Source organism: Bacillus sp. SW14 (assembly GCF_047608225.1).
Lineage (GTDB): Bacteria > Bacillota > Bacilli > Bacillales > Bacillaceae > Bacillus > Bacillus subtilis_G.
The window spans coordinates 96,581-122,233 of the sequence record NZ_JBLKRW010000001.1; the positions used below are offsets into that span (position 1 = coordinate 96,581).

Annotated in this window: 27 protein-coding genes and 1 pseudogene; 19 read left to right on the forward strand and 9 right to left on the reverse strand. The window is 41.7% G+C overall.

The window, feature by feature from the left end; translation table 11 throughout:
• The first annotated feature begins 6 nt into the window (after nucleotides 1-6).
• Complete coding sequence (gene rsmG / locus ACMX2I_RS00515; protein ID WP_414955843.1) at nucleotides 7-726, forward strand: 16S rRNA (guanine(527)-N(7))-methyltransferase RsmG; 720 nt, start codon at nucleotides 7-9, stop codon at nucleotides 724-726.
• A 121-nt stretch (nucleotides 727-847) separates the two neighbouring features.
• Nucleotides 848-1,699 carry a nucleoid occlusion protein gene (gene noc, locus ACMX2I_RS00520; protein WP_414955844.1) on the forward strand — a complete coding sequence of 284 codons (852 nt, stop codon included), beginning with the start codon at nucleotides 848-850 and terminating at the stop codon, nucleotides 1,697-1,699.
• 49 nt (nucleotides 1,700-1,748) lie between these two features.
• Here the strand turns inward: noc and ACMX2I_RS00525 are convergent, their stop codons facing one another.
• The gene (locus tag ACMX2I_RS00525) at nucleotides 1,749-2,189 is read right to left on the reverse strand and encodes a PH domain-containing protein (protein WP_087993767.1); all 441 of its coding nucleotides are present in this window, start codon (nucleotides 2,187-2,189) and stop codon (nucleotides 1,749-1,751) included.
• A 244-nt stretch (nucleotides 2,190-2,433) separates the two neighbouring features.
• Between ACMX2I_RS00525 and soj the strand changes: the two genes are divergently transcribed.
• Together soj and spo0J are read left to right on the forward strand one after the other, a co-directional pair.
• The gene (gene soj, locus ACMX2I_RS00530) at nucleotides 2,434-3,195 is read left to right on the forward strand and encodes a sporulation initiation inhibitor protein Soj (RefSeq protein ID WP_003219244.1); all 762 of its coding nucleotides are present in this window, start codon (nucleotides 2,434-2,436) and stop codon (nucleotides 3,193-3,195) included.
• Nucleotides 3,188-4,036 (forward strand): stage 0 sporulation protein Spo0J, encoded by an 849-nt coding sequence (spo0J, locus tag ACMX2I_RS00535; protein WP_394715607.1) that lies wholly within the window; start codon nucleotides 3,188-3,190, stop codon nucleotides 4,034-4,036. The genes soj and spo0J overlap by 8 nt, the downstream gene beginning before the upstream one ends.
• 42 nt (nucleotides 4,037-4,078) lie before the next feature.
• On the opposite strand, the gene yyaC is transcribed toward spo0J, so the two are convergent.
• Nucleotides 4,079-4,696: a spore protease YyaC gene (gene yyaC, locus ACMX2I_RS00540; protein ID WP_148963137.1), complete on the reverse strand. Its 618-nt coding sequence runs from the start codon at nucleotides 4,694-4,696 to the stop codon at nucleotides 4,079-4,081.
• Between the two features lie 512 nt (nucleotides 4,697-5,208).
• Here yyaC and ACMX2I_RS00545 point away from each other — a divergent pair.
• The 11 genes from ACMX2I_RS00545 (at nucleotide 5,209) to ACMX2I_RS00595 (ending at nucleotide 13,878) form a co-directional block, all read left to right on the forward strand.
• On the forward strand, nucleotides 5,209-6,228 hold the full coding sequence (locus ACMX2I_RS00545; protein ID WP_414955845.1) for a hypothetical protein: 1,020 nt from the start codon (nucleotides 5,209-5,211) through the stop codon (nucleotides 6,226-6,228).
• A gap of 93 nt (nucleotides 6,229-6,321) precedes the next feature.
• A complete protein-coding gene (locus ACMX2I_RS00550) occupies nucleotides 6,322-6,528 on the forward strand; it encodes a DUF951 domain-containing protein (protein ID WP_087993753.1) in 207 nt (68 codons plus the stop codon).
• 50 nt (nucleotides 6,529-6,578) lie between these two features.
• A complete protein-coding gene (locus ACMX2I_RS00555) occupies nucleotides 6,579-8,582 on the forward strand; it encodes a molybdopterin-dependent oxidoreductase (RefSeq protein WP_202327742.1) in 2,004 nt (667 codons plus the stop codon).
• A 126-nt stretch (nucleotides 8,583-8,708) separates the two neighbouring features.
• Entirely contained in the window at nucleotides 8,709-9,809 is a 1,101-nt protein-coding gene (ychF, locus tag ACMX2I_RS00560) for a redox-regulated ATPase YchF (RefSeq protein WP_087993755.1), read from the forward strand.
• 110 nt (nucleotides 9,810-9,919) lie between these two features.
• Nucleotides 9,920-10,207 carry a 30S ribosomal protein S6 gene (rpsF, locus tag ACMX2I_RS00565; protein WP_014115888.1) on the forward strand — a complete coding sequence of 96 codons (288 nt, stop codon included), beginning with the start codon at nucleotides 9,920-9,922 and terminating at the stop codon, nucleotides 10,205-10,207.
• Nucleotides 10,208-10,247: 40 nt separating this feature from the next.
• The gene (gene ssbA, locus ACMX2I_RS00570) at nucleotides 10,248-10,769 is read left to right on the forward strand and encodes a single-stranded DNA-binding protein SsbA (RefSeq protein WP_039074877.1); all 522 of its coding nucleotides are present in this window, start codon (nucleotides 10,248-10,250) and stop codon (nucleotides 10,767-10,769) included.
• 43 nt (nucleotides 10,770-10,812) lie between these two features.
• Nucleotides 10,813-11,052, forward strand: coding sequence for a 30S ribosomal protein S18 (rpsR, locus tag ACMX2I_RS00575; protein ID WP_010332656.1), 240 nt, complete (start codon nucleotides 10,813-10,815; stop codon nucleotides 11,050-11,052).
• A gap of 61 nt (nucleotides 11,053-11,113) precedes the next feature.
• Entirely contained in the window at nucleotides 11,114-11,872 is a 759-nt protein-coding gene (gene xth / locus ACMX2I_RS00580; RefSeq protein ID WP_414955846.1) for an exodeoxyribonuclease III, read from the forward strand.
• 58 nt (nucleotides 11,873-11,930) lie between these two features.
• Nucleotides 11,931-12,866, forward strand: coding sequence for a LacI family DNA-binding transcriptional regulator (locus tag ACMX2I_RS00585; RefSeq protein WP_414955847.1), 936 nt, complete (start codon nucleotides 11,931-11,933; stop codon nucleotides 12,864-12,866).
• Between the two features lie 61 nt (nucleotides 12,867-12,927).
• A complete protein-coding gene (locus ACMX2I_RS00590) occupies nucleotides 12,928-13,308 on the forward strand; it encodes a VOC family protein (RefSeq protein ID WP_414955848.1) in 381 nt (126 codons plus the stop codon).
• Nucleotides 13,309-13,323: 15 nt separating this feature from the next.
• Nucleotides 13,324-13,878: a sugar O-acetyltransferase gene (locus ACMX2I_RS00595; protein WP_414955849.1), complete on the forward strand. Its 555-nt coding sequence runs from the start codon at nucleotides 13,324-13,326 to the stop codon at nucleotides 13,876-13,878.
• Between the two features lie 34 nt (nucleotides 13,879-13,912).
• Here the strand turns inward: ACMX2I_RS00595 and ACMX2I_RS00600 are convergent, their stop codons facing one another.
• Complete coding sequence (locus tag ACMX2I_RS00600; protein ID WP_414955850.1) at nucleotides 13,913-15,268, reverse strand: MFS transporter; 1,356 nt, start codon at nucleotides 15,266-15,268, stop codon at nucleotides 13,913-13,915.
• Between the two features lie 216 nt (nucleotides 15,269-15,484).
• On the opposite strand from ACMX2I_RS00600, the gene ACMX2I_RS00605 reads away from it, so the two are divergent.
• On the forward strand, nucleotides 15,485-16,384 hold the full coding sequence (locus ACMX2I_RS00605) for a CPBP family intramembrane glutamic endopeptidase (protein ID WP_087993768.1): 900 nt from the start codon (nucleotides 15,485-15,487) through the stop codon (nucleotides 16,382-16,384).
• On the opposite strand, the gene ACMX2I_RS00610 is transcribed toward ACMX2I_RS00605, so the two are convergent.
• Together ACMX2I_RS00610 and ACMX2I_RS00615 are read right to left on the reverse strand one after the other, a co-directional pair.
• Nucleotides 16,381-18,450, reverse strand: a complete 2,070-nt coding sequence (locus ACMX2I_RS00610) for a thioredoxin domain-containing protein (protein WP_414955851.1) — start codon at nucleotides 18,448-18,450, stop codon at nucleotides 16,381-16,383. The genes ACMX2I_RS00605 and ACMX2I_RS00610 overlap by 4 nt on opposite strands.
• Nucleotides 18,451-18,527: 77 nt before the next feature.
• Nucleotides 18,528-19,070, reverse strand: coding sequence for a TetR/AcrR family transcriptional regulator (locus ACMX2I_RS00615; RefSeq protein WP_414955852.1), 543 nt, complete (start codon nucleotides 19,068-19,070; stop codon nucleotides 18,528-18,530).
• Nucleotides 19,071-19,203: 133 nt separating this feature from the next.
• On the opposite strand from ACMX2I_RS00615, the gene ACMX2I_RS00620 reads away from it, so the two are divergent.
• Together ACMX2I_RS00620 and ssuE are read left to right on the forward strand one after the other, a co-directional pair.
• Nucleotides 19,204-20,448 (forward strand): acyl-CoA dehydrogenase family protein, encoded by a 1,245-nt coding sequence (locus ACMX2I_RS00620; RefSeq protein ID WP_414955853.1) that lies wholly within the window; start codon nucleotides 19,204-19,206, stop codon nucleotides 20,446-20,448.
• A 21-nt stretch (nucleotides 20,449-20,469) separates the two neighbouring features.
• Nucleotides 20,470-21,012, forward strand: a complete 543-nt coding sequence (ssuE, locus tag ACMX2I_RS00625; RefSeq protein ID WP_414955854.1) for an NADPH-dependent FMN reductase — start codon at nucleotides 20,470-20,472, stop codon at nucleotides 21,010-21,012.
• A 209-nt stretch (nucleotides 21,013-21,221) separates the two neighbouring features.
• Here ssuE and ACMX2I_RS00630 read toward each other — a convergent pair whose 3' ends face one another.
• Nucleotides 21,222-22,541, reverse strand: a complete 1,320-nt coding sequence (locus tag ACMX2I_RS00630; protein WP_414955855.1) for a replication-associated recombination protein A — start codon at nucleotides 22,539-22,541, stop codon at nucleotides 21,222-21,224.
• Nucleotides 22,542-23,185: 644 nt separating this feature from the next.
• Nucleotides 23,186-23,572, reverse strand: coding sequence for a nuclear transport factor 2 family protein (locus ACMX2I_RS00635; RefSeq protein WP_414955856.1), 387 nt, complete (start codon nucleotides 23,570-23,572; stop codon nucleotides 23,186-23,188).
• A 270-nt stretch (nucleotides 23,573-23,842) separates the two neighbouring features.
• On the opposite strand from ACMX2I_RS00635, the gene ACMX2I_RS00640 reads away from it, so the two are divergent.
• The gene (locus tag ACMX2I_RS00640) at nucleotides 23,843-24,736 is read left to right on the forward strand and encodes an AraC family transcriptional regulator (RefSeq protein WP_414955857.1); all 894 of its coding nucleotides are present in this window, start codon (nucleotides 23,843-23,845) and stop codon (nucleotides 24,734-24,736) included.
• A 246-nt stretch (nucleotides 24,737-24,982) separates the two neighbouring features.
• On the opposite strand, the gene ACMX2I_RS00645 is transcribed toward ACMX2I_RS00640, so the two are convergent.
• Together ACMX2I_RS00645 and ACMX2I_RS00650 are read right to left on the reverse strand one after the other, a co-directional pair.
• Nucleotides 24,983-25,348 carry an MmcQ/YjbR family DNA-binding protein gene (locus tag ACMX2I_RS00645; protein WP_414955858.1) on the reverse strand — a complete coding sequence of 122 codons (366 nt, stop codon included), beginning with the start codon at nucleotides 25,346-25,348 and terminating at the stop codon, nucleotides 24,983-24,985.
• Nucleotides 25,349-25,446: 98 nt separating this feature from the next.
• Nucleotides 25,447-25,626: pseudogene (locus ACMX2I_RS00650) on the reverse strand (DUF255 domain-containing protein); the annotation flags it as partial.
• Between the last annotated feature and the right edge of the window lie 27 nt (nucleotides 25,627-25,653).

Genomic DNA, 25,653 nt, shown 5'->3' on the forward strand with positions numbered 1-25,653 from the left:
GACGGCATGAATATTGAAGAATTCACTTCTGGTTTGGCGGAAAAAGGGATATCCCTTTCTCCCCGTCAGCTGGAGCAATTTGAGCTGTATTATGACATGCTGGTTGAATGGAACGAAAAAATCAATCTGACTTCAATTACAGAGAAAAAAGAAGTGTATCTTAAGCATTTTTATGATTCCATTACAGCCGCTTTTTATGTCGACTTCAATCAGATGAACAAGATTTGTGATGTCGGAGCGGGAGCGGGTTTTCCGAGTCTTCCGATTAAAATATGCTTTCCGCACCTCCATGTCACAATCGTGGATTCACTAAACAAACGGATTACGTTTTTAGAAAAGTTGTCTGAAGCTTTGCAATTGGAGAATACGACATTCTGCCATGACAGAGCTGAAACATTCGGACAGCGGAAAGACGTACGGGAAAGCTATGATATTGTGACGGCGCGAGCAGTTGCAAGACTATCTGTTTTGAGCGAACTTTGCCTGCCTCTGGTGAAGAAAAACGGTTTATTTGTTGCTTTAAAAGCCGCATCAGCTGAAGAAGAACTGAATGCTGGCAAAAAAGCGATCACGACGCTTGGAGGAGAACTTGAGAATATCCATTCCTTTAAGCTGCCTATTGAAGAAAGCGATCGTAATATTATGGTGATACGAAAGACAAAAAATACACCTAAGAAGTATCCAAGAAAACCGGGAACTCCTAATAGATCGCCAATTGAAGGGTAATTTAGACAGCCAGATGTGACAATACCATCATATTTTCATCAAAAATGGTGGATGTACAGCAGGAAAAACCATGAGAAAATAGAATTATAAAAATGGCAGTTTTTAAAGGTGGTGTAGGTACATGAAGCATTCATTCTCTCGTTTCTTCGGGCTTGGTGAGAAGGAACAGGAACCGGAGATTGCTGAACAAGAGACAAACAAAGAAGAGATTCTGGAAATACCGGTAAATGCTATCGTTCCCAACCGTTTTCAGCCACGCACCATTTTCTCAGATGAAAAAATCAAAGAGTTAGCAATGACCATTCATACACACGGCATTATTCAGCCGATTGTTGTCAGGCATACAGAAGAAGAAGGCCAATACGAACTCATTGCAGGTGAAAGACGCTGGAGAGCGGTTCAATCGCTCGAGTGGGAAAAGATTCCGGCTATTATTAAGGATTTTTCGGATACGGAAACCGCTTCTGTAGCGTTAATTGAAAACTTGCAGCGGGAAGAACTGTCTTCTATTGAGGAAGCGCATGCCTATGCTAGGCTTCTTGAGCTTCATGATTTAACACAGGAAGCTCTCGCACAGCGTTTAGGAAAAGGGCAGTCAACAATTGCGAACAAGCTGCGGTTATTAAAGCTGCCTCAGCCGGTCCAAGACGCGATTATGGAGAAGAAAATCACTGAGCGGCATGCCAGAGCGCTGATTCCGCTGAAACAGCCTGAGCTCCAAGTCACACTGCTCACAGAGATTATTGAGAAAAGTTTAAATGTAAAGCAGACGGAAGACCGCGTGGTGAAAATGCTGGAGCAAGGCCAGAGAAAACCAAAGCCGAGACGCAAAGCGTTCAGCAGAGATACAAGAATTGCAATAAACACGATTCGCCAGTCACTATCAATGGTTGAAGACAGCGGTGTAAAATTGAATACAGAAGAAGAAGAATTTGAAGAATATATTCAATTAACGATTCGCATACCAAAATAAAAGCTCTCCTGAAAAGCAGGAGAGCTTTTATTTATATCATAAAAGGAAATTAATTACTTTTAGTTAATGTTGTTATATTAGAATTCTTTTCTTTGAGCATGTGGATAAATTCTTCAGTATCTTGCGGAGAAATCACTGCGTGCCCCCAGCCGCCCAGATAATATATCGTGATGGTATGACGAGAGCCGATTAGACGAAAACCTGACCACAGCTTCTTTTTCTCAACCACTTTGTCGATTTTTTCGTAAGGAATTTGATGTTTAATCAGTCCGGCTTTAATGATCAAATGATGCTCCCTTAATACATATTTCAGATCAATAAAGCTCCAAATGATGAGCACATTTAAAAGCGTCAGCAGAGTAAAAATGATCCAGCCTGAAACCCTCATATTTCCCAGCACAAAAGGAACAATGGCATCTGCTTGTATCAGTAATATGAGAAAAACAATCATCAGCGTAACGGGTACATCTCTCTTTGTTTTATAAACCATATTCTCACCGTCCTGTACATTCTGCACGGTAACTTCTTCTTTTTTTCTTTGAGAAATCCCTTTTTTAAGTCAAAAAAACATAGAAATCGCAGAATTTATAAGAGAAAGTATTAGATGTTCTTTAAATTTTCAATTATTTCCCTTCTGAATCGGAACAAAATGATGAAAAAAATGAAACGCTTTAATCTTTTTTTGATAGAATAGAAATAAGATAGTACATGTTCATGTGAAAGTAGGTGACATCGTGGGAAAAATCATAGCAATTACGAACCAAAAAGGCGGAGTCGGCAAAACAACGACGTCTGTCAACCTTGGGGCATGCTTAGCTTACATAGGGAAAAGGGTTCTGCTGGTAGATATTGATCCGCAGGGAAATGCGACAAGCGGATTAGGGATTGAAAAAGCCGATGTAGAGCAGTGTGTGTACGATATTTTAGTAGATGATGCAGATGTAATAGATATAATTAAAGCAACGACAGTAGAGAACTTGGACGTGATTCCTGCGACGATTCAGCTTGCAGGAGCTGAAATAGAGCTGGTTCCGACGATTTCAAGAGAAGTGAGACTGAAGAGGGCGCTTGAAGCAGTAAAGCAGAATTATGATTATATTATTATTGATTGTCCGCCGTCATTGGGGCTGCTGACGATTAACGCGCTTACTGCCTCAGATTCCGTTGTGATTCCTGTACAGTGCGAATATTACGCTTTGGAGGGGCTCAGCCAGTTATTAAATACTGTACGTCTTGTGCAAAAGCATTTGAATACCGATTTAATGATTGAAGGTGTATTGCTGACAATGCTTGATGCCCGGACAAATCTCGGCATTCAAGTGATTGAAGAAGTTAAAAAATATTTTAGAGATAAAGTATATAAGACGGTTATTCCCCGTAATGTCCGTCTGAGTGAGGCACCGAGTCACGGAAAACCCATCATTTTATACGATCCGCGGTCAAGAGGCGCAGAAGTATATTTAGATTTAGCAAAGGAAGTGGCTGCGAATGGCTAAAGGCCTTGGAAAAGGGATTAATGCGTTGTTTAATCAGGTCGATTTGTCTGATGAGACAGTTGAAGAAATTAAAGTTGCTGATTTACGCCCTAATCCTTATCAGCCAAGAAAACACTTTGATGACGAGGCATTAGCTGAACTAAAAGAATCTGTGCTGCAGCATGGCATTCTACAGCCGCTTATCGTCAGAAAATCTTTAAAAGGCTATGATATTGTTGCGGGCGAACGGCGTTTTCGAGCGGCAAAGCTGGCGGGTTTAGACACGGTTCCGGCGATTGTCCGTGAATTATCAGAGGCATTAATGAGAGAAATTGCTTTATTGGAAAACCTTCAGCGTGAAGATTTATCGCCGCTTGAAGAGGCTCAGGCCTATGACTCTTTGCTGAAACACTTAGACCTCACGCAAGAACAGCTTGCCAAACGTCTTGGGAAAAGCAGACCGCATATTGCGAATCATTTAAGATTGCTGACCCTGCCGGAAAACATTCAGCAGCTTATTGCCAAAGGTACGCTTTCAATGGGACATGGACGCACGCTTCTTGGCCTGAAAAACAAAAATAAGCTTGAACCGCTTGTACAAAAAGTGATTGCGGAACACCTCAATGTTCGCCAGCTTGAACAGCTGATTCAGCAGTTAAATCAGAATGTTTCACGTGAAACAAAGAAAAAAGAACCTGTGAAAGACGCGGTTCTAAAAGAACGAGAATCTTACCTCCAAAATTATTTTGGAACAACGGTTAATATTAAACGACAAAAGAAAAAAGGCAAAATCGAAATCGAATTTTTCTCTAATGAAGATCTTGACCGGATTTTAGAGCTTTTGTCTGAACGAGATTCATAAATATTACAGAAACCATCTTTCAAACGAAGATGGTTTTTTGTTTTATATTCGCCCCGTGATCCTTTGAAGCGGGCTAAGGCGTTCCTGCCTCCACTCTGTCCGATCTGTTAAACTCAATCCTTCAGCAAGAACACTTGCCATATTCATGACCAAGTGCAGCCTTGTATTTTGTAAAACAAAGTATTCCATAAAACCACTCACATTCACAATTCCGTTAATATGAAGATCTCCCACTTCAGGAAGGTCTTTTTGCACACCAGCTCCCGGCTTTAATGGCCCGTCTCCGATTTGAAACGATCCCACACTTTTAACGCGTCCTAAGCATGCATCGACCGCTATAATAAACGGGTTTTTATGTATTTTTTGAATGTCATTGATTTTATCCTTCATATTTACAGCATGAACGGGGTCAGATAAAGTGCCATAGACATGAAATCTAGTGAGCTGCATCTGTTTGAGTTTCATTCCTACGAGCGGGCCTAATGAATCACCGGTTGAACGGTCTGTTCCGATACAAACCACGATAATCGGTCTGCCGGCAGCTTTACGTAAGGATGAAGAAAGGATGGTTTGGATTTGTTTTGCTGCAGCTGCATCCGTATGTGAAACATAATGCTTTACTCGTTCCTGAGAGGAAAAAAGCCCGCCTTTTCGATTCATAGGTTTCACTTCCTTGTTATAGTAGGTAGCAAAATAGCTGTGGTGTGTGTTTAGATATGTAAGGTTGTTTACAGTATATCCAGCAGCAGGGTCTTTTATGCTTCGTGTATGGAGCCGGATATTTTTTATCAATAGAGGGCGTAATATGAGTGGTTAGTAGGTTGATTACAAGTGTTGTGCCCCAATGCCTCGATCATGATCAAGCTAGGGTCTGCTTACAAAACAATTGAGAATAGATGTCTATACTGATTGTGTTTTAATGACGGCGAAGTCATAGATTTCGTTATCAGAAGTGATTTTCATCCGTTCTTCAATCGGCGGCATAGTTAGAAAAAGTGAAGAATGAGTTCATTTCTTAAACATCTCGGACTGTCTGCATTGGCAGTTTTTATGTGTATTTCGTATGATAATTTCACCTTGCGGCCAATGTCTATGAAAATATGGCATGTTTGCTGTCTGTTATTTATATAGTAACAATAGCGGGAACAAGCTGAACTCTGTGCTATGAGGTGATGAGGTTGTGGAGAGCCGGGATGAAGTGGATGCTGCTCATATTAGGGAGCCTGATCGGGGCCGGATATGCGAGCGGTCAGGAGATTTGGCAGTTTTTTGGGGCGGAAAGCGGACTTGCTATTGTGCTGTTTACAATCATGTTCATGTTCTCGTCTTATATTGTGATGAAAATTAGTTTTAAGGTTCAATCCACTCATTTTCTGCCGGTTCTGGAGCATCTGATGGGACCATGGCTGGCGAAAATTTATGATGTCCTCATTGTTTTTTATTTGTTTTCGACGACTATGGTGATGATTGCCGGAGGCGGTGTGACCCTGCAAATGTACAAGCTTCCTTTCTGGTGGGGAATTGCGCTGATTTGTATCGTGACTGTGTGTTTGTTTTTCTGGGATGTGAAAGGGATATTATCAGTAAATGGTGTTTTAATACCTGTTTTAGTTGCGGGTCTATTGTATGCGCTGATCTCCTTTCAGAACACTCACCACCACACGTGGACGATTGATTTGACCCGGCAGTATAACTGGCCTGCGAGCATTACGTTTACCTCTTTGAACATCCTTTCAGTGGTTGCGATTTTATCTTCCGTCGGGAAAGAAATGAAAGGACTCGGAGAAGCGAAAATCGCCAGTGTGGCAAGCGGTCTTATTTTTGGTGTGATCTCATTTATTTATAATGAAACGTTAGTGGAGCTGGCGGGCTCCCTTTCTCAGTTTGAAATACCGTTGTTTGCCGTTTTGGAGGGTGCGCCTTATCTCCTTTTTTTATGTATGACGGCGGTTCTGTGTCTGGCGATTTATACGACGACGGTAGCTGGTTTGCTGGGGCTGTCCAGCCGGCTGATGGCGTTTGTTCATATGCCGAGATGGATGATTGTGTTGATTCTGTTAGCGTTGATGGTGCCTTTTACTTCTTTCGGATTTTCTGATTTGATCGCGTTCTTGTATCCGATATACGGGTTGCTGAATTTGTACTTGTTAGTTTGTCTGCTGTTATATCCTATTTTAAGTAAATGGAAATAAAAGGATGTACTTCTTTTCGGATATCTTGATTGCTCTTATGATCAATTTTTTTGTACAATAGATACAGCAGTTTATGAAAAGAGGTGAAGGGTCTTGGCGGATAAAGACTTTGGCCTGAATGATGTCGTAGAAATGAAAAAACCGCATCCATGCGGAGTGAACAGCTGGAAAATTATACGCATGGGAATGGATATTCGAATTAAGTGTGAGGGATGCTCTCACAGTGTAATGATTCCTAGAAGAGAATTTGAAAGAAAACTAAAAAAAGTACTAGTCAAGCATGAGGAGCCTACTTCATAAAAAGGCCTGCACTCATGCTTTTTCATATAGAAGGTAAGGAGAAGACGGCGATGAGCAAAGTGCATCAGTCAGCTTGTCCGCTGAATTGCTGGGACAGCTGCGGCTTTTTGGTGACTGTTGATGAGGGAAAGGTAACAAAAGTGGACGGAGATTCGAATCATCCGATTACGGAAGGCAAAATCTGCGGCCGCGGCAGAATGCTTGAGACAAAAACAAATTCGCCTGATCGGCTTCGCTATCCGATGAAAAAACAAAATGGCGAGTTTGTGCGGATTTCTTGGGAGCAGGCGCTTGATGAAATTGCCGATAAACTCCGGGAGATCAAGGAAACGTCGGAGACAACTGCTGTTTTGCACAGCCATGATTATGCGAATAACGGTTTGTTAAAAGCGCTAGATCAGCGTTTTTTTAATGGATATGGCGGCGTGACTGAAATCGTCGGCAGCATATGTTGGGGCTCAGGTATCGAGGCGCAAAGCTGGGATTTCGGCCGTTCGTATGGGCACGGCCCGCTTGATATTTACAACAGCAAACATGTTGTTGTGTGGGGGAGAAATGTATCCAGAACAAATATGCACTTATACCATCACTTGCAGCAGGTGAAGAAAAAGGGCGCCACGATTACGGTGATTGACCCGATCTTCAACCCGACTGCCAAGCTTGCAGACCGGTATATCTCTGTCAAACCGGGAATGGACGGCTGGCTTGCGGCAGGCATTTTGAAGGTTCTGATTGAGACAGGAAGAACGGACGAGACGTTTATTTTTGAGCACTCTGTCGGTTTTAATGATGTGAAAGAGCTTTTGGACACTGTTTCTTTAGAGGAGTTTATTATCAAAACAGAAACTTCTATGGAGGAGCTGGAGTATTTGGCTGGTTTGTATGCTGATGGCCCGGTGTCTACCTTTATGGGGCTCGGCATGCAGCGATATAAAAACGGCGGCGAAACGATTCGCTGGATTGATGCACTCGTTGCGGCAAGCGGAAATGTCGGAATTAAAGGCGGCGGCGCGAATTTTGGGAACGTCCAGATCGGTGAGAGCTTTGCAAAAACGAAGCTGACCCTGCCGGAATTAAAAACAGCATCACGTTCGTTTTCCATGATGACACAGGCTGAAGAGGTGTTGACGTCTGCTGATCCAGCTATTGAGATGATCATTGTGACGTGCGGAAATCCGCTGACTCAGGTGCCAAATACCAATAAAGTAAGACAAGCATTTGAAAACGTGCCGATGACGGTGGCGATTGATTCGATCATGACGGATACGGCAAAGCTGTGTGACTATGTGCTGCCGACTGCCACTGTTTTTGAAGAAGAGGATATCTACTACTCCAGCATGTATCATCATTACGTTCAGTACGGGAAGAAGCTTGTGGAACCGCAGGGAGAAGCAAAGTCGGACAGCTGGATTTGGTCAGAGCTTGCAAAACGCCTTGGATTTGGCGAGCTGTTTGACTACAGCACTGAAGAATTTTTAGAGATGGGGCTTTCTTCATTGGAAGCAGAGAATGTGACGCTTAAGCGATTGAAAGAAAAAGGCCACCTCCCTCTTCCGGTCAAGCAGGTTCCGTGGGAGGATTATCAGTTTTTGACGCCGAGCGGAAAATTTGAATTTACTTCGTCGTTAGCTGAGGAAAAAGGATTTAGCGGTTTGCTTCAATTAAACGTACCCGAAGAATCTGTTTTCCATAATGAAGAGTTAGCCGAAAAGTATCCCTACACGCTTTTGTCTATTCATCCGCAACGCTCTAATCACTCTCAGCATGTGCCGTTTATTGAAAAGCTTCAGCATATTCAAGTTGATATTTCTCCAGATATAGCGGTGGAGCAGAATCTTCAGGACGGAGACGAGGTCAGTATCTTTAATGACCGCGGGCGCTTGAAGGGCAAGGTGAAGGTGATGAAGCAGGCTCATCCGAAGACGGTTAATATAGATGAGGGCATGTGGGCGGCTTTTGGAGGCTCAGTCAATACACTGACAAACGATACAAATTCCGATAATGGAATGGGAAGTACGCTTTTTGACTGTTTAGTAGGTTTGAAAAAAGCATAATCAAAGGGATTAACAGGCTGAAAATGCTTTTTTGTCAGCTTGTCTTTTCCAGTGAACCTCCTTATAATTGCTCTAGGTTCAAAATACGTTTATACAATGACGGTTTTATATAGAGGAGATGAAAGAATGGCTTTAACAGCTGGAATTGTCGGTTTGCCGAACGTTGGGAAATCAACATTATTTAACGCAATTACACAGGCCGGTGCCGAATCAGCCAACTACCCGTTCTGTACGATTGATCCGAATGTGGGAATTGTAGAAGTACCGGATGATCGTCTGCAAAAGCTGACTGAGCTGGTCAAACCGAAGAAGACTGTGCCGACTGCTTTTGAATTCACTGATATTGCAGGGATCGTAAAAGGCGCGTCTAAAGGAGAAGGACTCGGTAACAAATTTCTTTCTCATATTCGACAGGTTGACGCGATTTGCCACGTTGTCCGTGCTTTTTCTGATGACAACATTACACACGTTTCCGGAAAAGTTGATCCGATTGATGATATTGAAACAATCAACCTTGAGCTGATCCTTGCTGATATGGAAACGGTTGAAAAGCGGATTACACGCGTCAGCAAACTTGCAAAGCAAAAAGATAAAGACGCTGTATTCGAGTTTGAGATTCTGTCTAAACTGAAAGAAGCGTTTGAGAATGAAAAACCCGCTCGTTCTGTTGAGTTTACTGAAGAGCAGCAAAAGCTTGCAAAGCAGCTTCATTTATTGACTTCGAAGCCTATCTTGTATGTGGCGAACGTGAGTGAAGAAGAAGTGGCTGACCCGTCTGGCAATGAAAATGTAGCGAAGATTCGTGAGTACGCTGCCGGCGAAAACGCGGAAGTTATCGTTGTCTGTGCGAAAATTGAATCTGAAATCGCTGAGCTTGAAGGCGAAGAAAAGCAAATGTTCCTTGAAGAGCTTGGCATTGAAGAATCAGGTCTTGATCAGCTGATTAAGGCGTCATACTCTCTGCTTGGCCTTGCAACATATTTCACAGCCGGGGAACAGGAAGTCAGAGCTTGGACATTCAAAAGAGGCATGAAAGCCCCTGAGTGTGCAGGCGTTATTCATAGTGACTTTGAGCGAGGCTTCATTCGTGCTGAAACTGTTGCTTATGAGGATCTTCTTGCGGGCGGCGGCATGGCAGGAGCCAAAGAAGCAGGAAAAGTCCGTCTCGAAGGAAAAGAGTATGTGGTCCAAGACGGAGATGTTATTCATTTCCGATTTAATGTATAGGATGCAGTTGTAAAGGGACAAGAGCTTTGGTATAATATAAAATTGTGAGTAATAGAATTATTGCTCCTTGCCCATTATGGGCCGCTTAGTCCAAAAGGAGGTGCAAACAGATGAGAAAGTACGAAGTTATGTACATTATCCGCCCAAACATTGACGATGAGTCTAAAAAAGCAGTTATCGAGCGTTTCAACAACGTTCTGACTTCTAACGGTGCGGAGATCACTGGAACAAAGGATTGGGGTAAACGTCGTCTTGCTTACGAAATCAACGATTTCCGCGACGGTTTCTACCAAATCTTAAACGTTCAAGCTGACGCTGCGGCAGTTCAAGAATTTGACCGTCTAGCTAAGATCAGTGACGATATCATTCGCCACATTGTTGTTAAAGAAGAAGAATAAGCAATTTTGAAATATATAATGGTAAAAGGTGGTCTTTCTTATGCTTAACCGAGTTGTATTAGTCGGAAGACTGACAAAAGACCCAGAGCTTCGTTATACGCCAAACGGTGCGGCTGTTGCCACGTTTACTCTTGCTGTGAATCGTACGTTTACGAACCAGTCCGGAGAACGTGAAGCCGATTTCATTAATTGTGTCACTTGGAGAAGACAAGCTGAAAACGTTGCAAACTTCCTGAAAAAAGGAAGCCTTGCAGGCGTAGATGGCCGTTTACAAACAAGAAACTATGAAAACCAGCAAGGACAGCGTGTCTTCGTGACCGAAGTTCAAGCTGAAAGTGTTCAGTTTCTTGAGCCTAAAAGCGGCGGCGGTTCTGGTTCAGGTGGATACAACGAAGGAAACAGCGGCGGAGGCCAGTACTTTGGCGGAGGCCAAAATGATAATCCATTCGGGGGAAATCAGAACAACAACCAGAGACGCAATCAGGGAAACAGCTTTAATGATGACCCGTTTGCCAACGACGGCAAACCGATTGACATCTCGGATGATGATCTTCCATTCTAATGAGAATATCGCTTAATCTAAAACAGAAAGGAGGGAAATGACAATGGCAGGAGGACGCAGAGGCGGTCGTGCGAAACGCCGTAAAGTGTGTTATTTCACTTCTAACGGTATCACGCACATCGACTACAAAGATGTAGATCTTCTTAGAAAGTTTGTTTCTGAGCGCGGTAAAATTTTACCACGTCGTGTAACTGGAACAAACGCTAAATACCAACGTAAATTGACTGCAGCGATCAAACGCGCTCGTCAAATGGCTTTACTTCCATACGTAACTGGTGAGTAAGCTGATATGTAAAGAGCAAGGACCTTCGGGTTCTTGCTCTTTTTTATAGGGGGGATGAAACATGAAGCTGATTTCTTGGAATGTAAACGGCCTGCGGGCTGTTATGAGAAAGATGGATTTCCTCTCTTACCTGAAAGAAGAGGATGCAGATATTATATGTCTTCAGGAAACAAAGATACAGGACGGCCAGTTGGATCTTCAGCCTGAAGGCTATCATGTGTATTGGAATTACGCAGTGAAAAAAGGATATTCCGGCACGGCTGTTTTTTCAAAACAAGAGCCGCTGCGGGTTATGTACGGTATCGGAAAGGAAGAGCATGATCAAGAAGGCAGAGTGATTACGCTGGAATTTGAAAACATGTTTGTGATGACCGTTTACACGCCCAATTCTAAAAGGGGTTTGGAGCGGATCAATTACCGAATGCAATGGGAAGAGGCTTTATTATCTTATATTCTTGAATTGGGTAAGAAAAAACCGGTCATTTTATGCGGCGATTTGAATGTAGCTCATCAGGAGATCGATTTGAAAAATCCAAAAGCGAATCGGAATAATGCTGGATTTTCTGATCAAGAAAGAGGGGCATTCACTCGTTTCTTAGAAGCTGGATTTATTGACTCATTCCGTCATGTCTATCCTGATCTTGAAGGCGCTTATTCCTGGTGGTCGTATCGCGCCGGCGCCCGGGAAAGAAATATCGGATGGCGTCTCGATTATTTTGTTGTTTCCGAAAGGCTGAAGGGACAGATTGGGGATGCCTGCATATCAGCGGACGTCATGGGTTCCGACCATTGTCCTGTTGAACTTATGATCAATATATGATGAGATGGCAGTAAGGAATTTACACTTACTGCTTTTTTATATGAAAAAGGAGAAAGAGATGGCAAACATAAAAGAGATTGCAAGATTGGCAAATGTATCTGTTTCGACCGTTTCACGTGTATTGAATCATCATCCGTATGTGTCTGAAGAAAAGAGGAAACTTGTTCATCAAGTCATAAAGGAATTAGATTACATACCAAATCGAACCGCAATCGATTTGATTCGCGGGAAAACCCATACTATCGGTGTGATTCTGCCTTATAGCGATCATCCCTGCTTTGATAAAATCGTAAACGGGATCACCAAGGCGGCCTTTCAGCATGAGTATGCAACAACCCTCCTCCCCACCAATTACAACTCCGCTTTTGAAATCAAATATCTAGAATTGTTAAGAACGAAGAAAATAGATGGTCTCATCATTACATCCCGCGCCAATGACTGGGACAGCATTATCGCTTATCAGGAGTATGGGCCGATCATTGCATGTGAGGATACCGGAGAGATTGATGTCCCATGTGCGTACAATGACAGAAAAGCTGCGTATGAAGAGAGCTTCCGCTATCTAAAGAGCCGGGGACATGAGAATATCGCTTTTACGTGCGTCAGAGATGCCGGCAGGAGCCCGAGCACGGCTGATAAAGCTGCGGCCTATAAAGCTGTCTGCGGAAGGCTGGAAGACCGTCATATGCTGTCAGGATGCAACGATATGAATGACGGTGAGCGGGCTGCACAGCACTTTTATACGAGCGGGCAGGTTCCGACTGCTATTTACGCAAATAGTGATGAAGTGGCAGCTGGAATCCATGTATTTGCCCAAAAGAATAAATGGGATGTTGAAATCATTGGCGAGGGGAATTCTTCTATCAGCCGAGTTCTTGGCTTTCCGTCGCTAGATTTGAATCTTGAGCAGCTCGGCATCGCAGCATTCTCTCTATTCTTGCAGGATGAACCGATTGATATCAAAATTCAGCATCAATTCGAGAAAAAAGCTTGAACTGAAATGCATTTCATACTTTATAACTTCATTGAAGGTGAAGATGAAGGAGGAGGAAGAAATGCGGATTGAACATACAGCGATCTGGGTCAATGATTTAGAGCGAATGAAATCCTTTTGTGAAACGTATTTTAATGGCAAAGCGAATGATTTGTATCATAATGAGAAAAAAGATTTTAAGTCTTATTTTATGACATTTGATTCCGGAGCAAGGCTGGAAATCATGAAAAAAGGAAATGTGACTGATCCGCCTTCACAAACGATGACAGGCTGGGCGCACATTGCTTTTTCCGTTGGAAGCCGGGAGAAGGTTGATGAACTGACCAATCAATTGAAGAAGGATGGTTTTGCCGTAGTAAACGACCCGAGGACAACAGGAGACGGCTACTATGAAAGTGTGATTGAAGATGATGAAGGAAATTTGATTGAGATTACAATCTGACATGGAGTGACTTGAATGCTGAGGACAGAAAAAGAAAAAATGGCAGCCGGAGAACTATATAATCCGGAAGATCAACACCTACTATTTGAACGCAAACATGCGAGACAGCTGAGTAGACAATATAATGAAACACCAGAAGATGATGCAGTGCGGACGGAGCTTTTGAAGGAGCTGCTCGGTTCGCTTGGTGATCAAGTCACGATTTTGCCGACATTTCGCTGTGATTATGGCTATCACATTCATATTGGAGATCATACATTTGTTAATTTTGACTGTGTTATTTTAGATGTGTGTGTGGTGCGTATCGGACGTCACTGCTTGATTGCGCCAGGGGTACATATCTATACGGCCGGTCATCCGCTTGATCCGATTGAAAGAAAGTCCGGCCAGGAGTTCGGTAAGCCTGTAACCATTGGAGATCATGTTTGGATCGGAGGCCGGGCGGTAATTAACCCGGGAGTGACGATTGGTGATAACGCGGTGATCGCATCAGGGGCTGTTGTGACTAAGGATGTACCTGCTAATACTGTTGTAGGCGGAAACCCCGCGAGGATGTTGAAGGAATTGTAATGAGATCAGTGCGGCAGGTCCGCACTGACTTTTTTCAAATCTGTTTCGCATTCGTTTTAGGGCCGAAGCAGATTAACAGTAAGGAGCATGCGAGCCAGCAGCCGCCGATAAATAAAAAGACGCTGACATAGCCGAGCTGAACGGCGATAAATCCGACGAGCAATGAGCCGAAAATGTTTGAAAAGCGGCCGAGGCCATAGGCTAAACCGCTGCCAGATGAGCGGTATTCAGTCGGATAAGGTTCTGACGTATAAGCGTATAAGTTCGAGGTGAAAACCCGTTCCGTGATATTCACAATAAAACCAAACACAATAATCATGATCGGAATAAAAGTCATGCCATATAAGAGACCGGCGATGGCTGTCAGAAACGCGCTGGCGGCTAAAATCCATTTTCTCTGAAATGTTTCAGAAATCATCGAACCAATCAATGCGCCAAGCGGAGCGCCGACGGAGTGCAGTACGTTATACCACAATGTATTTTCCATAGAGATGCCGTTGCTTTTTAAGAGGCTTGGGACCCATGAGGCAAATCCGTAAAATCCAAACGTTTCAAAAATCCATACAGCAGATAAAACGATGGTGATTTTGAGGTTTCTTCCTTTCAATAAACCTGTGTAACCGGCATGCTGCTGAACGGCACTGTTTGCTTTAGGCTGAGCTGGTTCCTGAAGCGGGCCTTTCTCTTGTTCAACCTGCGCCTCAATTCTGTTGAGGATCGCATCGGCTTTCGCATACTCACCGCGATTTTCGTGCCAGCGAGGTGACTCTTCCAGACGGCGGATAAAGAAAAAATAAATAAGGCCGACGGCACCCCATACAAATACAAGCCTCCATCCCCATGAGCCGAGCGGAATGACAAAGGCAGACACAATATTGGTGATCGGAACGCCGACCAATCCAATCATGGCGCAGAAAGAAATATATTTCCCGCGGACACTGGAAGGAAAAAATTCCGCCAAATAGCTATTGGTAATCACCATGGCGGCTGCGACACCAAATCCGGTGAGAAAACGGAATGTCATTAAAGACGGGATGTCCCATGCCGCGGCATTGCATAGCGATGCGATTGAGAAAACAAACACAAATAGATGTAAGGCTTTTTTGCGACCGATTCGATCTGACAGCCTTCCCCCCAGCGATGCGCCTAAAAACATGCCTAAAAATGAAGCCGCCGTTATATTGGCAATGGTTGAAAGCGGTATGCCCCAATGCTCGATCAGTGCCGGTGCTACATTGCTAAGGGTAAATAAATCTGCAAGGTCAAAGAAATAAACAATGCCGAGAGCGGTTAATACTTGGAAGTGAACGCGGGAAATCGGAAGGCGGTCTAAACGATTCGCTGCGTTGGAGAAAGGATGTGTGTTCTTCTGTTTGAAGATCGTATTCATAAAAAACCCCCTTTTGAGTAGTAAGAAAAAACTGAAAATTAACCTCTTGAAATTATTATAAGTATCTTGATTCATTGGCGACAGAGTTCAAATCACTAGATGAAAGAACTAATTTATTTTCATTTTGCTTAAAAGATTTCCAAAACAGTAGATTTGAAGACCAATTTATGCAAATATATAGGAATATTCTCATTGAAAGGAAGAGACATAGAAGGAATGAATTCATTTATCCGTCCATTAGAAGGAAACAATACATTGTGGAGATATTTTTTCGCCTTTTTGGTGATCGTAGGTTTATATGTATTCGGGAATATTGCTTACCTTTTCGCTATACTGTTTACTGTTATTGTGAATCCAGATATCACGTTTGATTTGGATGAAGCTGTGCTGAGTGATCCTCTGGTCGATCTTTATTTGGCTCATGTCATTTATTTATTTGCGATTCCGGGAGTATGGCTGGCTGTCCGCTTTATTCTGAAACGGCCATTTCGATCGGTCATTACGCCAAACGCTAAGATCAATTGGCGGAGAATTTCCTTTGGCTTTATTGCTTATTTCTTGCTGATGATCGCCGTACAATTAATTGACTTTGCGATTCATCCTGACAGCTACTCAATGCAAGATGTTGATCCTTCACGGTTTATCTGGCTGGTGGCGGCGGCTCTCATTTTGGTTCCGTTTCAAACGTCAGCTGAGGAACTGTTTTTCAGAGGGTTTTTGCTTCAAGCTTTCGGGAGAGTGACGAGAAATCCTCTTATCTTGACATTGATTGTCGGAGGCTTGTTTGGCGTACTGCATTTTGCGAATCCAGAAATGAACAATGGCGCTGTCTGGGCAGGAATTGAGTATTTAACTTTTGGTTTTGTGTGGACCTATTACACGATTAAAACAGGCAGTATTGAAATATCACTTGGCGCCCATGCCGCGAATAATATGTTTTTGTGTATGTTTATCACAGAGAAAAACAGTGTGTATGGAGGAATTCCTTCGTTATTTACGGTTACGCGGGGGAACCCGATGTGGGAGGCTTTATTTACGATAGCGGTCAATCTTGTTTTTGCGGGAATCGCATTATGGTACCATAAGAAATCACAAAGTAAGCAGCAAGGGTCTTAATCCCTGCTGCTTATTAATGTTTGGAGGGCTTCTTCGATATTTGTTGTCGGCTGCTGGCAGGCGAAGTTTTCGCAAATATACACGGTTGTTTTGCCGTCTATGATACGGTAGTCTGCTGCGAATGGCGCTATGTCTTTGCATTGATCAGGATGTTCTGCCACCAGAATGGAGTCGTTTGGCTTAAAGTCTTTTTGAATCGCGGTTATCAATTGTTTTCTGTCTGGATCGTCTGCGCTGCCAAAAATAACGATTTCTTTTTTAGGCGTCACATGCTTTAACACACTTTGCATAAAGAAAGCATGGCCGCTCGGATACGCGTCGATATCCGGCTTGAACACAGAAAACATCGTTTCCGCTTTTTCAATCAATGATAAGTCGCCTGTGGCCTGTCCGAGGCGCAGCAGCTGAACGGCTGCCACGCTGTTTCCGGAAGGCACGGCGCCGTCATATACTTCTTTTTCTCGGACGATTAAGGCTTCTGCATCGTGTCCGGTGAAGTAGAACCCGCCATGCTCCTCATCCCAAAATAAGCCGATCATATCGTCTGTCAGTTTCTTCGCTTTTTCTAAATAAGAAAGATCAAACGAGGCTTCATAGAGATCCAGATAAGCCCATAGGAGAAAAGCGTAATCGTCTATAAAGCCTTTGTTTTTCACTTCGCCGTCTCGATACCGAACCATTACACGGCCGTCAATGATTAATTGGTTTTCAATAAATGTGATGGCGTCTTCCGCTAATCTGAGATATTTTGGTTCTTGGAATACCTTTGCCGCTTTGGCAAGGCCCGCGATCATCAGCGCGTTCCAAGAGGTCAGCACCTTATCATCGACATGCGGATATGTTCTATCTTCGCGTGTCTTCAAGAGCTGTCGTCTTGCGTCCTCAAGCTTGAGGCTGAGCTCTTCCTCAGTTAAACCGAATTCAACCTTGATTTGTTCCCGCTTTGTGTGAATGAGGTTCGGAATATTTTTGCTTTCAAAATTCCCTTTTTCAGTGATATCATACACTCGGCCATACAGCGTTCCGAGATCGTCTCCGAGCGTTTTCAGAATCTCTTCCTTTGACCACACGTAGTACTTTCCTTCTTCTCCTTCTGTGTCCGCGTCTAAAGCGGAGAAAAAGCTTCCGTCTTCATGAGTCATTTCCCGCTGAATGAAGGTGATGATTTGTTCGCAAATCTCTTGATACCGGCTGTTTTGCGTAACTTGATAAGCTTCTGTATAAGCCGTCAGCAGCAACGCATTATCATATAGCATTTTTTCAAAATGGGGAACGAGCCATTCGTCATCGGTCGAGTAGCGGGCAAATCCATAGCCGATATGATCGTAAATGCCGCCATTCGCCATGCTGTCCAGCGTTTTCGTCACGTTGTATAAAGCATTTTCCTGCCCCGTATTGTGATGATAACGAAGCAAATACATCAGCATATGGGGCATCGGAAATTTCGGCGCCTGCCCGAAACCCCCGTAGATCGTATCAAACCCGTTGGCAAGCTGCTGGAATGTCCGGTGAATCGCTGACTCGCTAAGGGCTTCACCTGATTTTGCAGCTGTTTTGTTCTGCAAATGTTTAGCGGCGTTCTCCGCAATATCCTCGACATGTTCGCGATCGTTCGCAAATGTCTCAGACAGATGCTCAAGCACATCAACAAAACCGGGACGATTGAATTTGCTCGTCTTTGGAAAATATGTACCCGCGTAAAACGGCTTCTGGTCAGGCGTGATAAACACATTCAACGGCCAGCCGCCCTGCCCGGTCATCAGCTGACAGATTCTCATATAAACAGAATCCACATCCGGACGCTCTTCCCGGTCGACTTTAATCGCCACAAACCGTTCATTGAGAAGGCGTGCGATTTCTTCGTCCTCGAAGCTCTCGTGGGCCATCACATGGCACCAATGGCATGTTGAATAACCGATGCTGACCAGAACCGGTTTGTTTTCGCGTTTCGCTTTTTCGAAGGCTTCTTCTCCCCAAGGGTACCAGTCTACTGGGTTGTGGGCGTGTTGAAGTAAATATGGAGACTTCTCAGCGATTAATCTATTGGGTTTATTGTTAGTGGGCATGGGATCACCTTCTTTCCGTTTTATTTATATTTAGCTTACCACAGTAATTATAAGTAAATACAAACTCTTCATTTTATTTAGTGCTTTAGGAAAACCCATTCTGTTAACTGTTTATAAAGGTTTTCTTGATCAATAGGCATATTGTTTTCAATCCACCAATTTAATACTCCAAGGACAGCGCCAACATAGGCCTCTACAGCAATCTGCATGTCAATCGAGTTGTTCTCAAGCGAACAATCTTCAATCAAGTGCTCCTTCATGCCCGACCCCATTTCTCTTCGTAACAAATTCCTCAGAGAATCTCTTTCTTCCGCCAGGAGCTGTGAAAACAATTTTTTATGTTTTGTTGCTATTGAAAATAGCTCTTGAAAACTTTCAGATGGAGTAAGTTGGCCGAGCTTAAATTCATCCTCAGCAACTTGCCTTAATGCATGGGAAAGTAAGTCGAATTTGTCATTAAAATGAGTGTAAAACGTGGTTCTATGTACCATGGCTAAATCACAAATTTGTTTCACGGTTATTGTTTCAAAGGAGTACTTTTCCATTAAACCCAATAATGCATTGCAAAGAAGCTTATGTGTTCTTCTCACCCGTAAGTCATCAGTTGTGTGCTTATCCAAGACAATTACCTCTTTCTGTACCGTTATTCGACATATTGATCATTTTATCGGTTGATTCATTTTATTATACACCATAATATTTAAACTACAAATACACGTTATTATACATGTGTAGAAAAAAGGAGTGCAATCGATGGCTAATTTAAGTACAAATCATCAACTTACTGCTCATGAACAACAATTACTCAGGAACGCCACAGAACTCGTTCCCTACCTTCAAAAATTTGCAACTAAAATTGATGAAGACCGACATATTCCAGATGAAGTTATACAAAAAGTTTTGGAGGCAGGACTCTTTAAGCTCGGTACATTAAAAAAATATGGCGGTCATGAAGTGAGTATCCGTGCAATGGTCGAAATTATTTCTGAAGTAGCAAAAGGAAATGGTTCTGTTGGTTGGGTCGTTCAAATCATAAACGGAAATAATTACAACGCTTCGTTGTCCTTATCGTCTGAAGTTTTGGATTCGATCTTTAACCAGGATGAGGAAGTGCGTTTCTGTTCTGTTTTACAGGCACGTAAAGCGGTTGTGAAAAAAGTAGACGGAGGTTATTTAGTAGAGAAGGGCTTTTGGGGATTTGGCTCTGGTTCCAAACATGCCACCCATGCATTGTTAAATTTGATGGATATGAAGTCCTTGCAACAAAGCGGGAATCCGGAAATGATGCTGGCAGTTGTGCCAATGAATGAAGTAACAATTGTGGATGATTGGTATACAATGAGCCTAAAAGGATCCGCAAGTAACAGTTTGGAAATGAAAAATGTATTTATTCCAGAACACTATGTAATACGCCAGGACATGAGTCACCAGAATTTTTCACCAGTAGAATTAAAGGGACGAGACAGGTATAAACCTTATGTAAATGTTATCACTTCCATAACAACAGGGATAAGCGCTATTCTCGGGCTTGCCAGAGGGGCATTGGAATTTTTTGTAGAGAAAGCACCTCATAAAGGGATTACAATGACAACCCATACTTCCCAAGCGAATGTAGGGCATATTCAATATAAAGTAGGACTTGCAGCCATGAAGGTTGAATCAGCTCACCTTCATATTAGCCGAACGATTGAAAATTTAGAGCATCATGTTCAGAGTGGAGAAAAATTCAGCTTAAAAGAATTTGCCCAAATCCAGACCGATATTACGTATGCGGCTATGTTGTGCTGGGAAGCAGTAGATATGCTAGTGGAAGAAAGTGGAGGAAGTGTCATTGCCGATTCCAATCGTTTGTCAGGAATATTCCGCGACATTAGAGGCGGGGCTAATCATGCACTTACTACAGCATCAACTGGACTGGAGTTATACGGAAGAGTACTGATGGGGGTGCCTCCGCAACATATCATGACACTTGGTGTAGCAACGCATTTTGAAAAATAAATGGATACGGGGGAGAAGAAGATGAGAAAAATAGCGATAATATCCGGAAGTCCAAACGAAAAATCCCGTATAAATGGTGTAATAAATTATGCTAAATTAAAACTAGAACAAAACGGATGCGACGTGACGATTATTAATGTACCTTCATTACCTGCAGAAGATTTAATACACGCTAATTTTAACAGTAAGCCTATACTAGCTGCGCATACTAAGGTTGAAGAAGCGTCAGGAATTATTATTGCAAGTCCGGTATACAAAACAACTTATACTGGAGTTCTCAAAACCTATATCGATTTATTACCCCAAAAAGGTTTTAAAGATAAAATAGCAGCGGCATACTTTGTAGGAGGAACCATTTCAAATTTACTTTCAATAGACTACGCATTAAAACCTCTGTTAGCATCTATGGGAGCCAAAAGTTTTGGAGAGAATGTTTTTGCAGTAGATAATCAGATCGAACGTAATGAAGGCAGCGAACAAAAGATACGTTTTCAATTAGCAGACGAATTAGAACAACGAATTGATGCTTCTGTTTTGGACATGATTACTTATATTACGCATTGATCGTAGAGAAAACCACCCGCTATCATGGGTGGTTTCAGCTTATCGACAAACTCATAAAAAGTTACAAGTTGTTTATCTGCATATACCATCACAAAAAAGCTTGGTTCGAAAATTCACATTTTGAGCCAAACTTTTTTCATTCATTTAAGCAATATCCAAGATAAACAACACATCTCAAAGTTTATTGGCTGTATCCACAAAGATGAACACTACTTCTTTTTTCGATTCAAGTGCCAGTTTTTTATAGATGCTAATCTATCCTTAAATCTCTTTTCTGACCCTTGATCACTTGGGTGATAGTATTCTCGGCCAATAAGTGAATCAGGCATGGACTGCATATCAGTGATTTTGTCTTTGAAATCTTGTGCATGTTGGTATTCCTTACCGTACTCAAGGTCTTTCATTAGTTGTGTTGGTGCATTACGCAGTTGCAAAGGTACAGGTTCATTGACCGAATGCAAAGCATCCTTTTGGGCTTTTTTATAAGCTGCATAAACTGAATCAGATTTAGGAGCCAATGAAAGATAAATTACTGCTTGTGTTAAGTGTACATCACATTCAGGCATACCAAGAAACTGACATGCTTGAAATACACTAACACTTAATTCCAGCGCTCTGCTATCCGCCACACCAATATCCTCGCTAGCAAATCGCACTAAACGTCTAGCTATATAGAGTGGGTCTTCTCCTGATTCAAGCATTCTGGAAAGCCAATAGATAGCAGCATGAACGTCGCTGTTTCGCATGGACTTATGGAGAGCTGATATGATGTTGTAATGCTCCTCACCGTTCTTATCATAAAAGAGAGCTTTTCTTGTGATCAGTTGTTTTATAACATCCTCATTGACCTTTACATGTTTCCCATCTCTCTCTGCATTCAACACACACATTTCTAAAGTGTTTAATGCAATCCGCGCATCTCCATTAGCAAATTTAGAAATCGTTATCAAGATATCATAACTGATTTCCACTTCTTCTGTAAAACCTTTTTGAATGGAGTTCTTTAATAATTTTACGATATCTTTAGTTTCCAACGGGTTTAATACAAAGACCTTACTTCTCGATAATAAGGCGGAATTCACTTCAAATGAAGGGTTTTCAGTGGTTGCGCCTATCATGATGATACTGCCTTTTTCAACATATGGTAAAAAGGCATCTTGTTGCGCTTTATTAAAACGGTGGATTTCATCAACGAAAACGATAGTCTTTTCACCAAATTGACGATTATATTCTGAATCGTCCATTACCTTCCTTATTTCTTTTATTCCGCTTCTCACTGCACTGAAAGTAATAAACTCCGCTTTTGTCTTGTTTGCAATAATTTTGGCAAGTGTAGTTTTACCAACACCTGGAGGACCCCAAAATATCATGGATGACACTTGATCGCTTTCAATCAATTCACGGAGAATCTTTCCTTTTCCCAATAAGTGTTCCTGACCAATGAACTCTTCAAGACTTTGAGGTCGCATTCTACTTGCCAGAGGTCTGGTCTTATCATTGTCATCTTCAAAAATTGAGCCTTGTTTCATGAGAGTTCTCTCCTCTCTATCAATATTTTATATATCTTTCATCAAGACACTTAAATCTCCTTCGAACACCTTCTCGCTCCGTTTATTTAACGTGGTCAGACGTACAGTGACAATTCCACTCTCTTTCTTCTTTTGTACTTTTCCAATTACTTCTACAACAACATTAATCATCCTCCGGGTAAACAAGTTTAAAGAATTTTATATTGCTCATTCCAGTCCCGGCAATTACAACTTCCTCATGAGCACCTACTTCCATAATTTAAATCTTGTACTCATTGTTTGCATACCAGATGCTATTATGTCTCCAAATCGACCGGCTTTTGCTTTTTCTCATCTATTATATGGAGGAATTGAGGATCATAAATCATGCTAGGAATATTCGATCTACATAAGTTACATCATCAATAGAACAATCTAAAAACCCAAAATAATCTCCTGCGTAAAACGTTCATTAATTGCCTTTTCATTTTTTAAAATTTTGTCAATAATAGCTTGCTGTCGAAAGTCATATTTACAGTTATATATAAACAGGCTGCCACAGAACATTTCAATGTGTTCAATGGCAGCCATCAGTTATGAACATAAAAACTACTGATCTAATATCGTAGTAAAGAACAGTGTGTGGTTTGAAAATCTCCTGATACTTAAACAATCACTTTCGGTTTTTTTACATTAGGGGAGAACGGTGTGATCAAATCCCAGGTAGAATGAATGACATGCCAGCCACTTGCGTCTTTCTGGAAAACCTCAATAACGTTGTAATGCATTTCAATCAAAGAGGTGTCCGCATGAAGCTGGAAAGTCAGAACTGCCATATCTTTACCGAACTGAACTCTTGGAGCATGGAAATCGTAGCTATCAGCATACATTTTTCCTTCAACGACAGTCTTCAGAAAATGTGCAACTTCTTCATATGTATCTGCTCTCTCTTCAGTATTTGCATCAAAATAAGTGAAGTTGTCCCTGGACCAGAGATCCAGATAACCAGACATATCGCCTTTGAAATATTTATCCAGCGCAGCCTTTTCCATTCCTATAATTTCTTCTGCTAACTTCTGCTGTTCAGGGGTATAGCGTGCTTCATAAAATTTCTTTATTGTTTTACCTCTTTCTTTTTATAAATTATATACAAGACTAAAGAAAAATCGTCATGCGTTATTTGAAACTGGATACTTCCTTTAGAATCGTTGAAGTGATATGATCATTTTAGCCCAACGAACAGAATGAATAAAGGTAAAATCAAGACTTCAACTGATACTTTTCGGACGTTTATATCATTTTAGAATAAAGGGGTTTACGTAATGAAACGAAAGGAAAAACAAAAAATTAATATAAAACGCCTTAAATATCAACCTGTATTATCATACCCGTACGATTTGGAAGTCTTTCGTTTCTCTGATCTTAAACAGCGAACACCAAAAGAAAAGATGCATATAACTTATAGGTATGAATTCTATATGCTTATATGTGTTATTCAAGGAGAGTGTGTACAATGGGTTGATTTTGAGCCGATTTCCTGTAGACAAGGAACCTTACTTGCCATATCTCCAGGTCAAGTTCATAATTTTGGACATGATGAGAATTGGGACGGGTGGATTATTTTGTTTCGTTCGGAGTTTCTTTTACCTAACACAACAACTTTAAATGAGCATAAGCTAGCTCTTGACTTTGATAGGCTACCAAACATTTTAAATTTAAATAATGATGAGTTAAGTCGTGGAATCAGTTCAATCGAACAAATGCTTGAAGACTCGTTAGTTGAAGGGGAAGAAGAGGATGTGCATATGTTATTACGTTACCAGCTTTATGCATTTGTGGCTTGGCTCAATATTCTTCATAAACAAAAACAGATGCATGACAATATTCACTCTCAAATATCGCCGCGTTTTACAAAATTCCAAAAACTCGTTGAGGAATGCTTTGCTGAGTTAAGTCATGTCAGTGATTATGCTATTCGGCTAAACTGCTCAGAAAAAACTCTGAATCGAGCAACTATGGCAGCAGTCGGCATAAGTGCCAAAGCTTTTATTTCTGCCCGAATTAACCTTGAAGCGAAACGGTTGCTAATGCATACTGACTATTCTATAAGCGACATTGCAGAAAAACTCAATTTTAAGGAACCTACCCACTTTAACAAATTTTTCAAACGTGAAACAGGTTGTACACCTACAGAGTTTCGACAGCAGCATTTGTGAAATTATTGACATCAACGTTAATTTTTATGTTTAAAATGCTTTATTAATTGTGGATATATAGTTGGTTACGTACTATATGTTGTGACAACGTTGCTTTACAAAAAAAATCAGGTTCAAATTATATTGAATAAACGAGACTCAAAAACATACGTTCTTCAAATGCTATACTTGAGAAAATCAGCACTCATAATATTATATGATGCGGTGTCACTAATCTAGCTTGATTAGCAGGAACACTCTTTATCTTTACTTGGTTAACTTGGTTAAATTAAAGCTCTGCTCGATTAAATAATAAATTTCTCCTTCTGGATCTGTACGGTCCAAAACAAGTGAAATCCAATGTTCCTTATCCATATGATATCCAGGAAGGATGTTTTTTCCGTTTCTTAAACTATCACTTATTTCAGGTGGACATTTTAGATTCAGAATATCTATTTCGTCATTTCCCTCCAATCCTAATTTCTCGGGGAGAACATTCATTATAAGACCGTACCATTTTTTGTTTGATTCATGTCTCAAAGTAGCATAGTTTTGGTATTTCTTCCATGGGTAATTAGGCGATGTACCGTATTTTTCTTTGACGTGTTTAAAGATATCTTCTCTTGTTAACATACTCAACCACTTCCTTATTCACTCTAATTCGTTCTTTGATAAAAATCACAGGGAGGTGTCTCAACGATTCTTGGTTGTCTGTTTTGGTTACTTTAACAGACATGGCACCAATGGCATGTTGAATAACCGATGCTGACCAGAACCGGTTTGTTTTCGCGTTTTGCTTTTTCGAAGGCTTCTTCTCCCCAAGGGTACCAGTCTACTGGGTTGTGGGCGTGTTGAAGTAAGTATGGTGATTTCTCAGCGATTAATCTATTGGGTTTATTTTTGTTTGGCATGGGATCACCTTCTTTCTATAATTAGTG

Excerpts from the sequence above, each read along its gene's own strand:
- ACMX2I_RS00595 (WP_414955849.1), top strand. The coding sequence starts at position 13,324 with ATGCTGAGGACAGAAAAAGAAAAAATGGCAGCCGGAGAACTATATAAT.
- xth (WP_414955846.1), top strand. The coding sequence starts at position 11,114 with ATGAAGCTGATTTCTTGGAATGTAAACGGCCTGCGGGCTGTTATGAGA.
- ACMX2I_RS00590 (WP_414955848.1), top strand. The coding sequence starts at position 12,928 with ATGCGGATTGAACATACAGCGATCTGGGTCAATGATTTAGAGCGAATG.
- ychF (WP_087993755.1), top strand. The coding sequence starts at position 8,709 with ATGGCTTTAACAGCTGGAATTGTCGGTTTGCCGAACGTTGGGAAATCA.
- ACMX2I_RS00610 (WP_414955851.1), bottom strand. The coding sequence starts at position 18,450 with ATGCCCACTAACAATAAACCCAATAGATTAATCGCTGAGAAGTCTCCA.
- ACMX2I_RS00585 (WP_414955847.1), top strand. The coding sequence starts at position 11,931 with ATGGCAAACATAAAAGAGATTGCAAGATTGGCAAATGTATCTGTTTCG.
- ACMX2I_RS00630 (WP_414955855.1), bottom strand. The coding sequence starts at position 22,541 with ATGAAACAAGGCTCAATTTTTGAAGATGACAATGATAAGACCAGACCT.
- rsmG (WP_414955843.1), top strand. The coding sequence starts at position 7 with ATGAATATTGAAGAATTCACTTCTGGTTTGGCGGAAAAAGGGATATCC.
- ACMX2I_RS00635 (WP_414955856.1), bottom strand. The coding sequence starts at position 23,572 with ATGGAAAAGGCTGCGCTGGATAAATATTTCAAAGGCGATATGTCTGGT.
- ACMX2I_RS00645 (WP_414955858.1), bottom strand. The coding sequence starts at position 25,348 with ATGTTAACAAGAGAAGATATCTTTAAACACGTCAAAGAAAAATACGGT.
- ssuE (WP_414955854.1), top strand. The coding sequence starts at position 20,470 with ATGAGAAAAATAGCGATAATATCCGGAAGTCCAAACGAAAAATCCCGT.
- ACMX2I_RS00525 (WP_087993767.1), bottom strand. The coding sequence starts at position 2,189 with ATGGTTTATAAAACAAAGAGAGATGTACCCGTTACGCTGATGATTGTT.
- ACMX2I_RS00640 (WP_414955857.1), top strand. The coding sequence starts at position 23,843 with ATGAAACGAAAGGAAAAACAAAAAATTAATATAAAACGCCTTAAATAT.
- ACMX2I_RS00555 (WP_202327742.1), top strand. The coding sequence starts at position 6,579 with ATGAGCAAAGTGCATCAGTCAGCTTGTCCGCTGAATTGCTGGGACAGC.
- ACMX2I_RS00605 (WP_087993768.1), top strand. The coding sequence starts at position 15,485 with ATGAATTCATTTATCCGTCCATTAGAAGGAAACAATACATTGTGGAGA.
- ACMX2I_RS00600 (WP_414955850.1), bottom strand. The coding sequence starts at position 15,268 with ATGAATACGATCTTCAAACAGAAGAACACACATCCTTTCTCCAACGCA.
- noc (WP_414955844.1), top strand. The coding sequence starts at position 848 with ATGAAGCATTCATTCTCTCGTTTCTTCGGGCTTGGTGAGAAGGAACAG.
- ssbA (WP_039074877.1), top strand. The coding sequence starts at position 10,248 with ATGCTTAACCGAGTTGTATTAGTCGGAAGACTGACAAAAGACCCAGAG.
- spo0J (WP_394715607.1), top strand. The coding sequence starts at position 3,188 with ATGGCTAAAGGCCTTGGAAAAGGGATTAATGCGTTGTTTAATCAGGTC.
- ACMX2I_RS00545 (WP_414955845.1), top strand. The coding sequence starts at position 5,209 with ATGAGGTTGTGGAGAGCCGGGATGAAGTGGATGCTGCTCATATTAGGG.
- rpsF (WP_014115888.1), top strand. The coding sequence starts at position 9,920 with ATGAGAAAGTACGAAGTTATGTACATTATCCGCCCAAACATTGACGAT.
- ACMX2I_RS00620 (WP_414955853.1), top strand. The coding sequence starts at position 19,204 with ATGGCTAATTTAAGTACAAATCATCAACTTACTGCTCATGAACAACAA.
- rpsR (WP_010332656.1), top strand. The coding sequence starts at position 10,813 with ATGGCAGGAGGACGCAGAGGCGGTCGTGCGAAACGCCGTAAAGTGTGT.
- yyaC (WP_148963137.1), bottom strand. The coding sequence starts at position 4,696 with ATGAATCGAAAAGGCGGGCTTTTTTCCTCTCAGGAACGAGTAAAGCAT.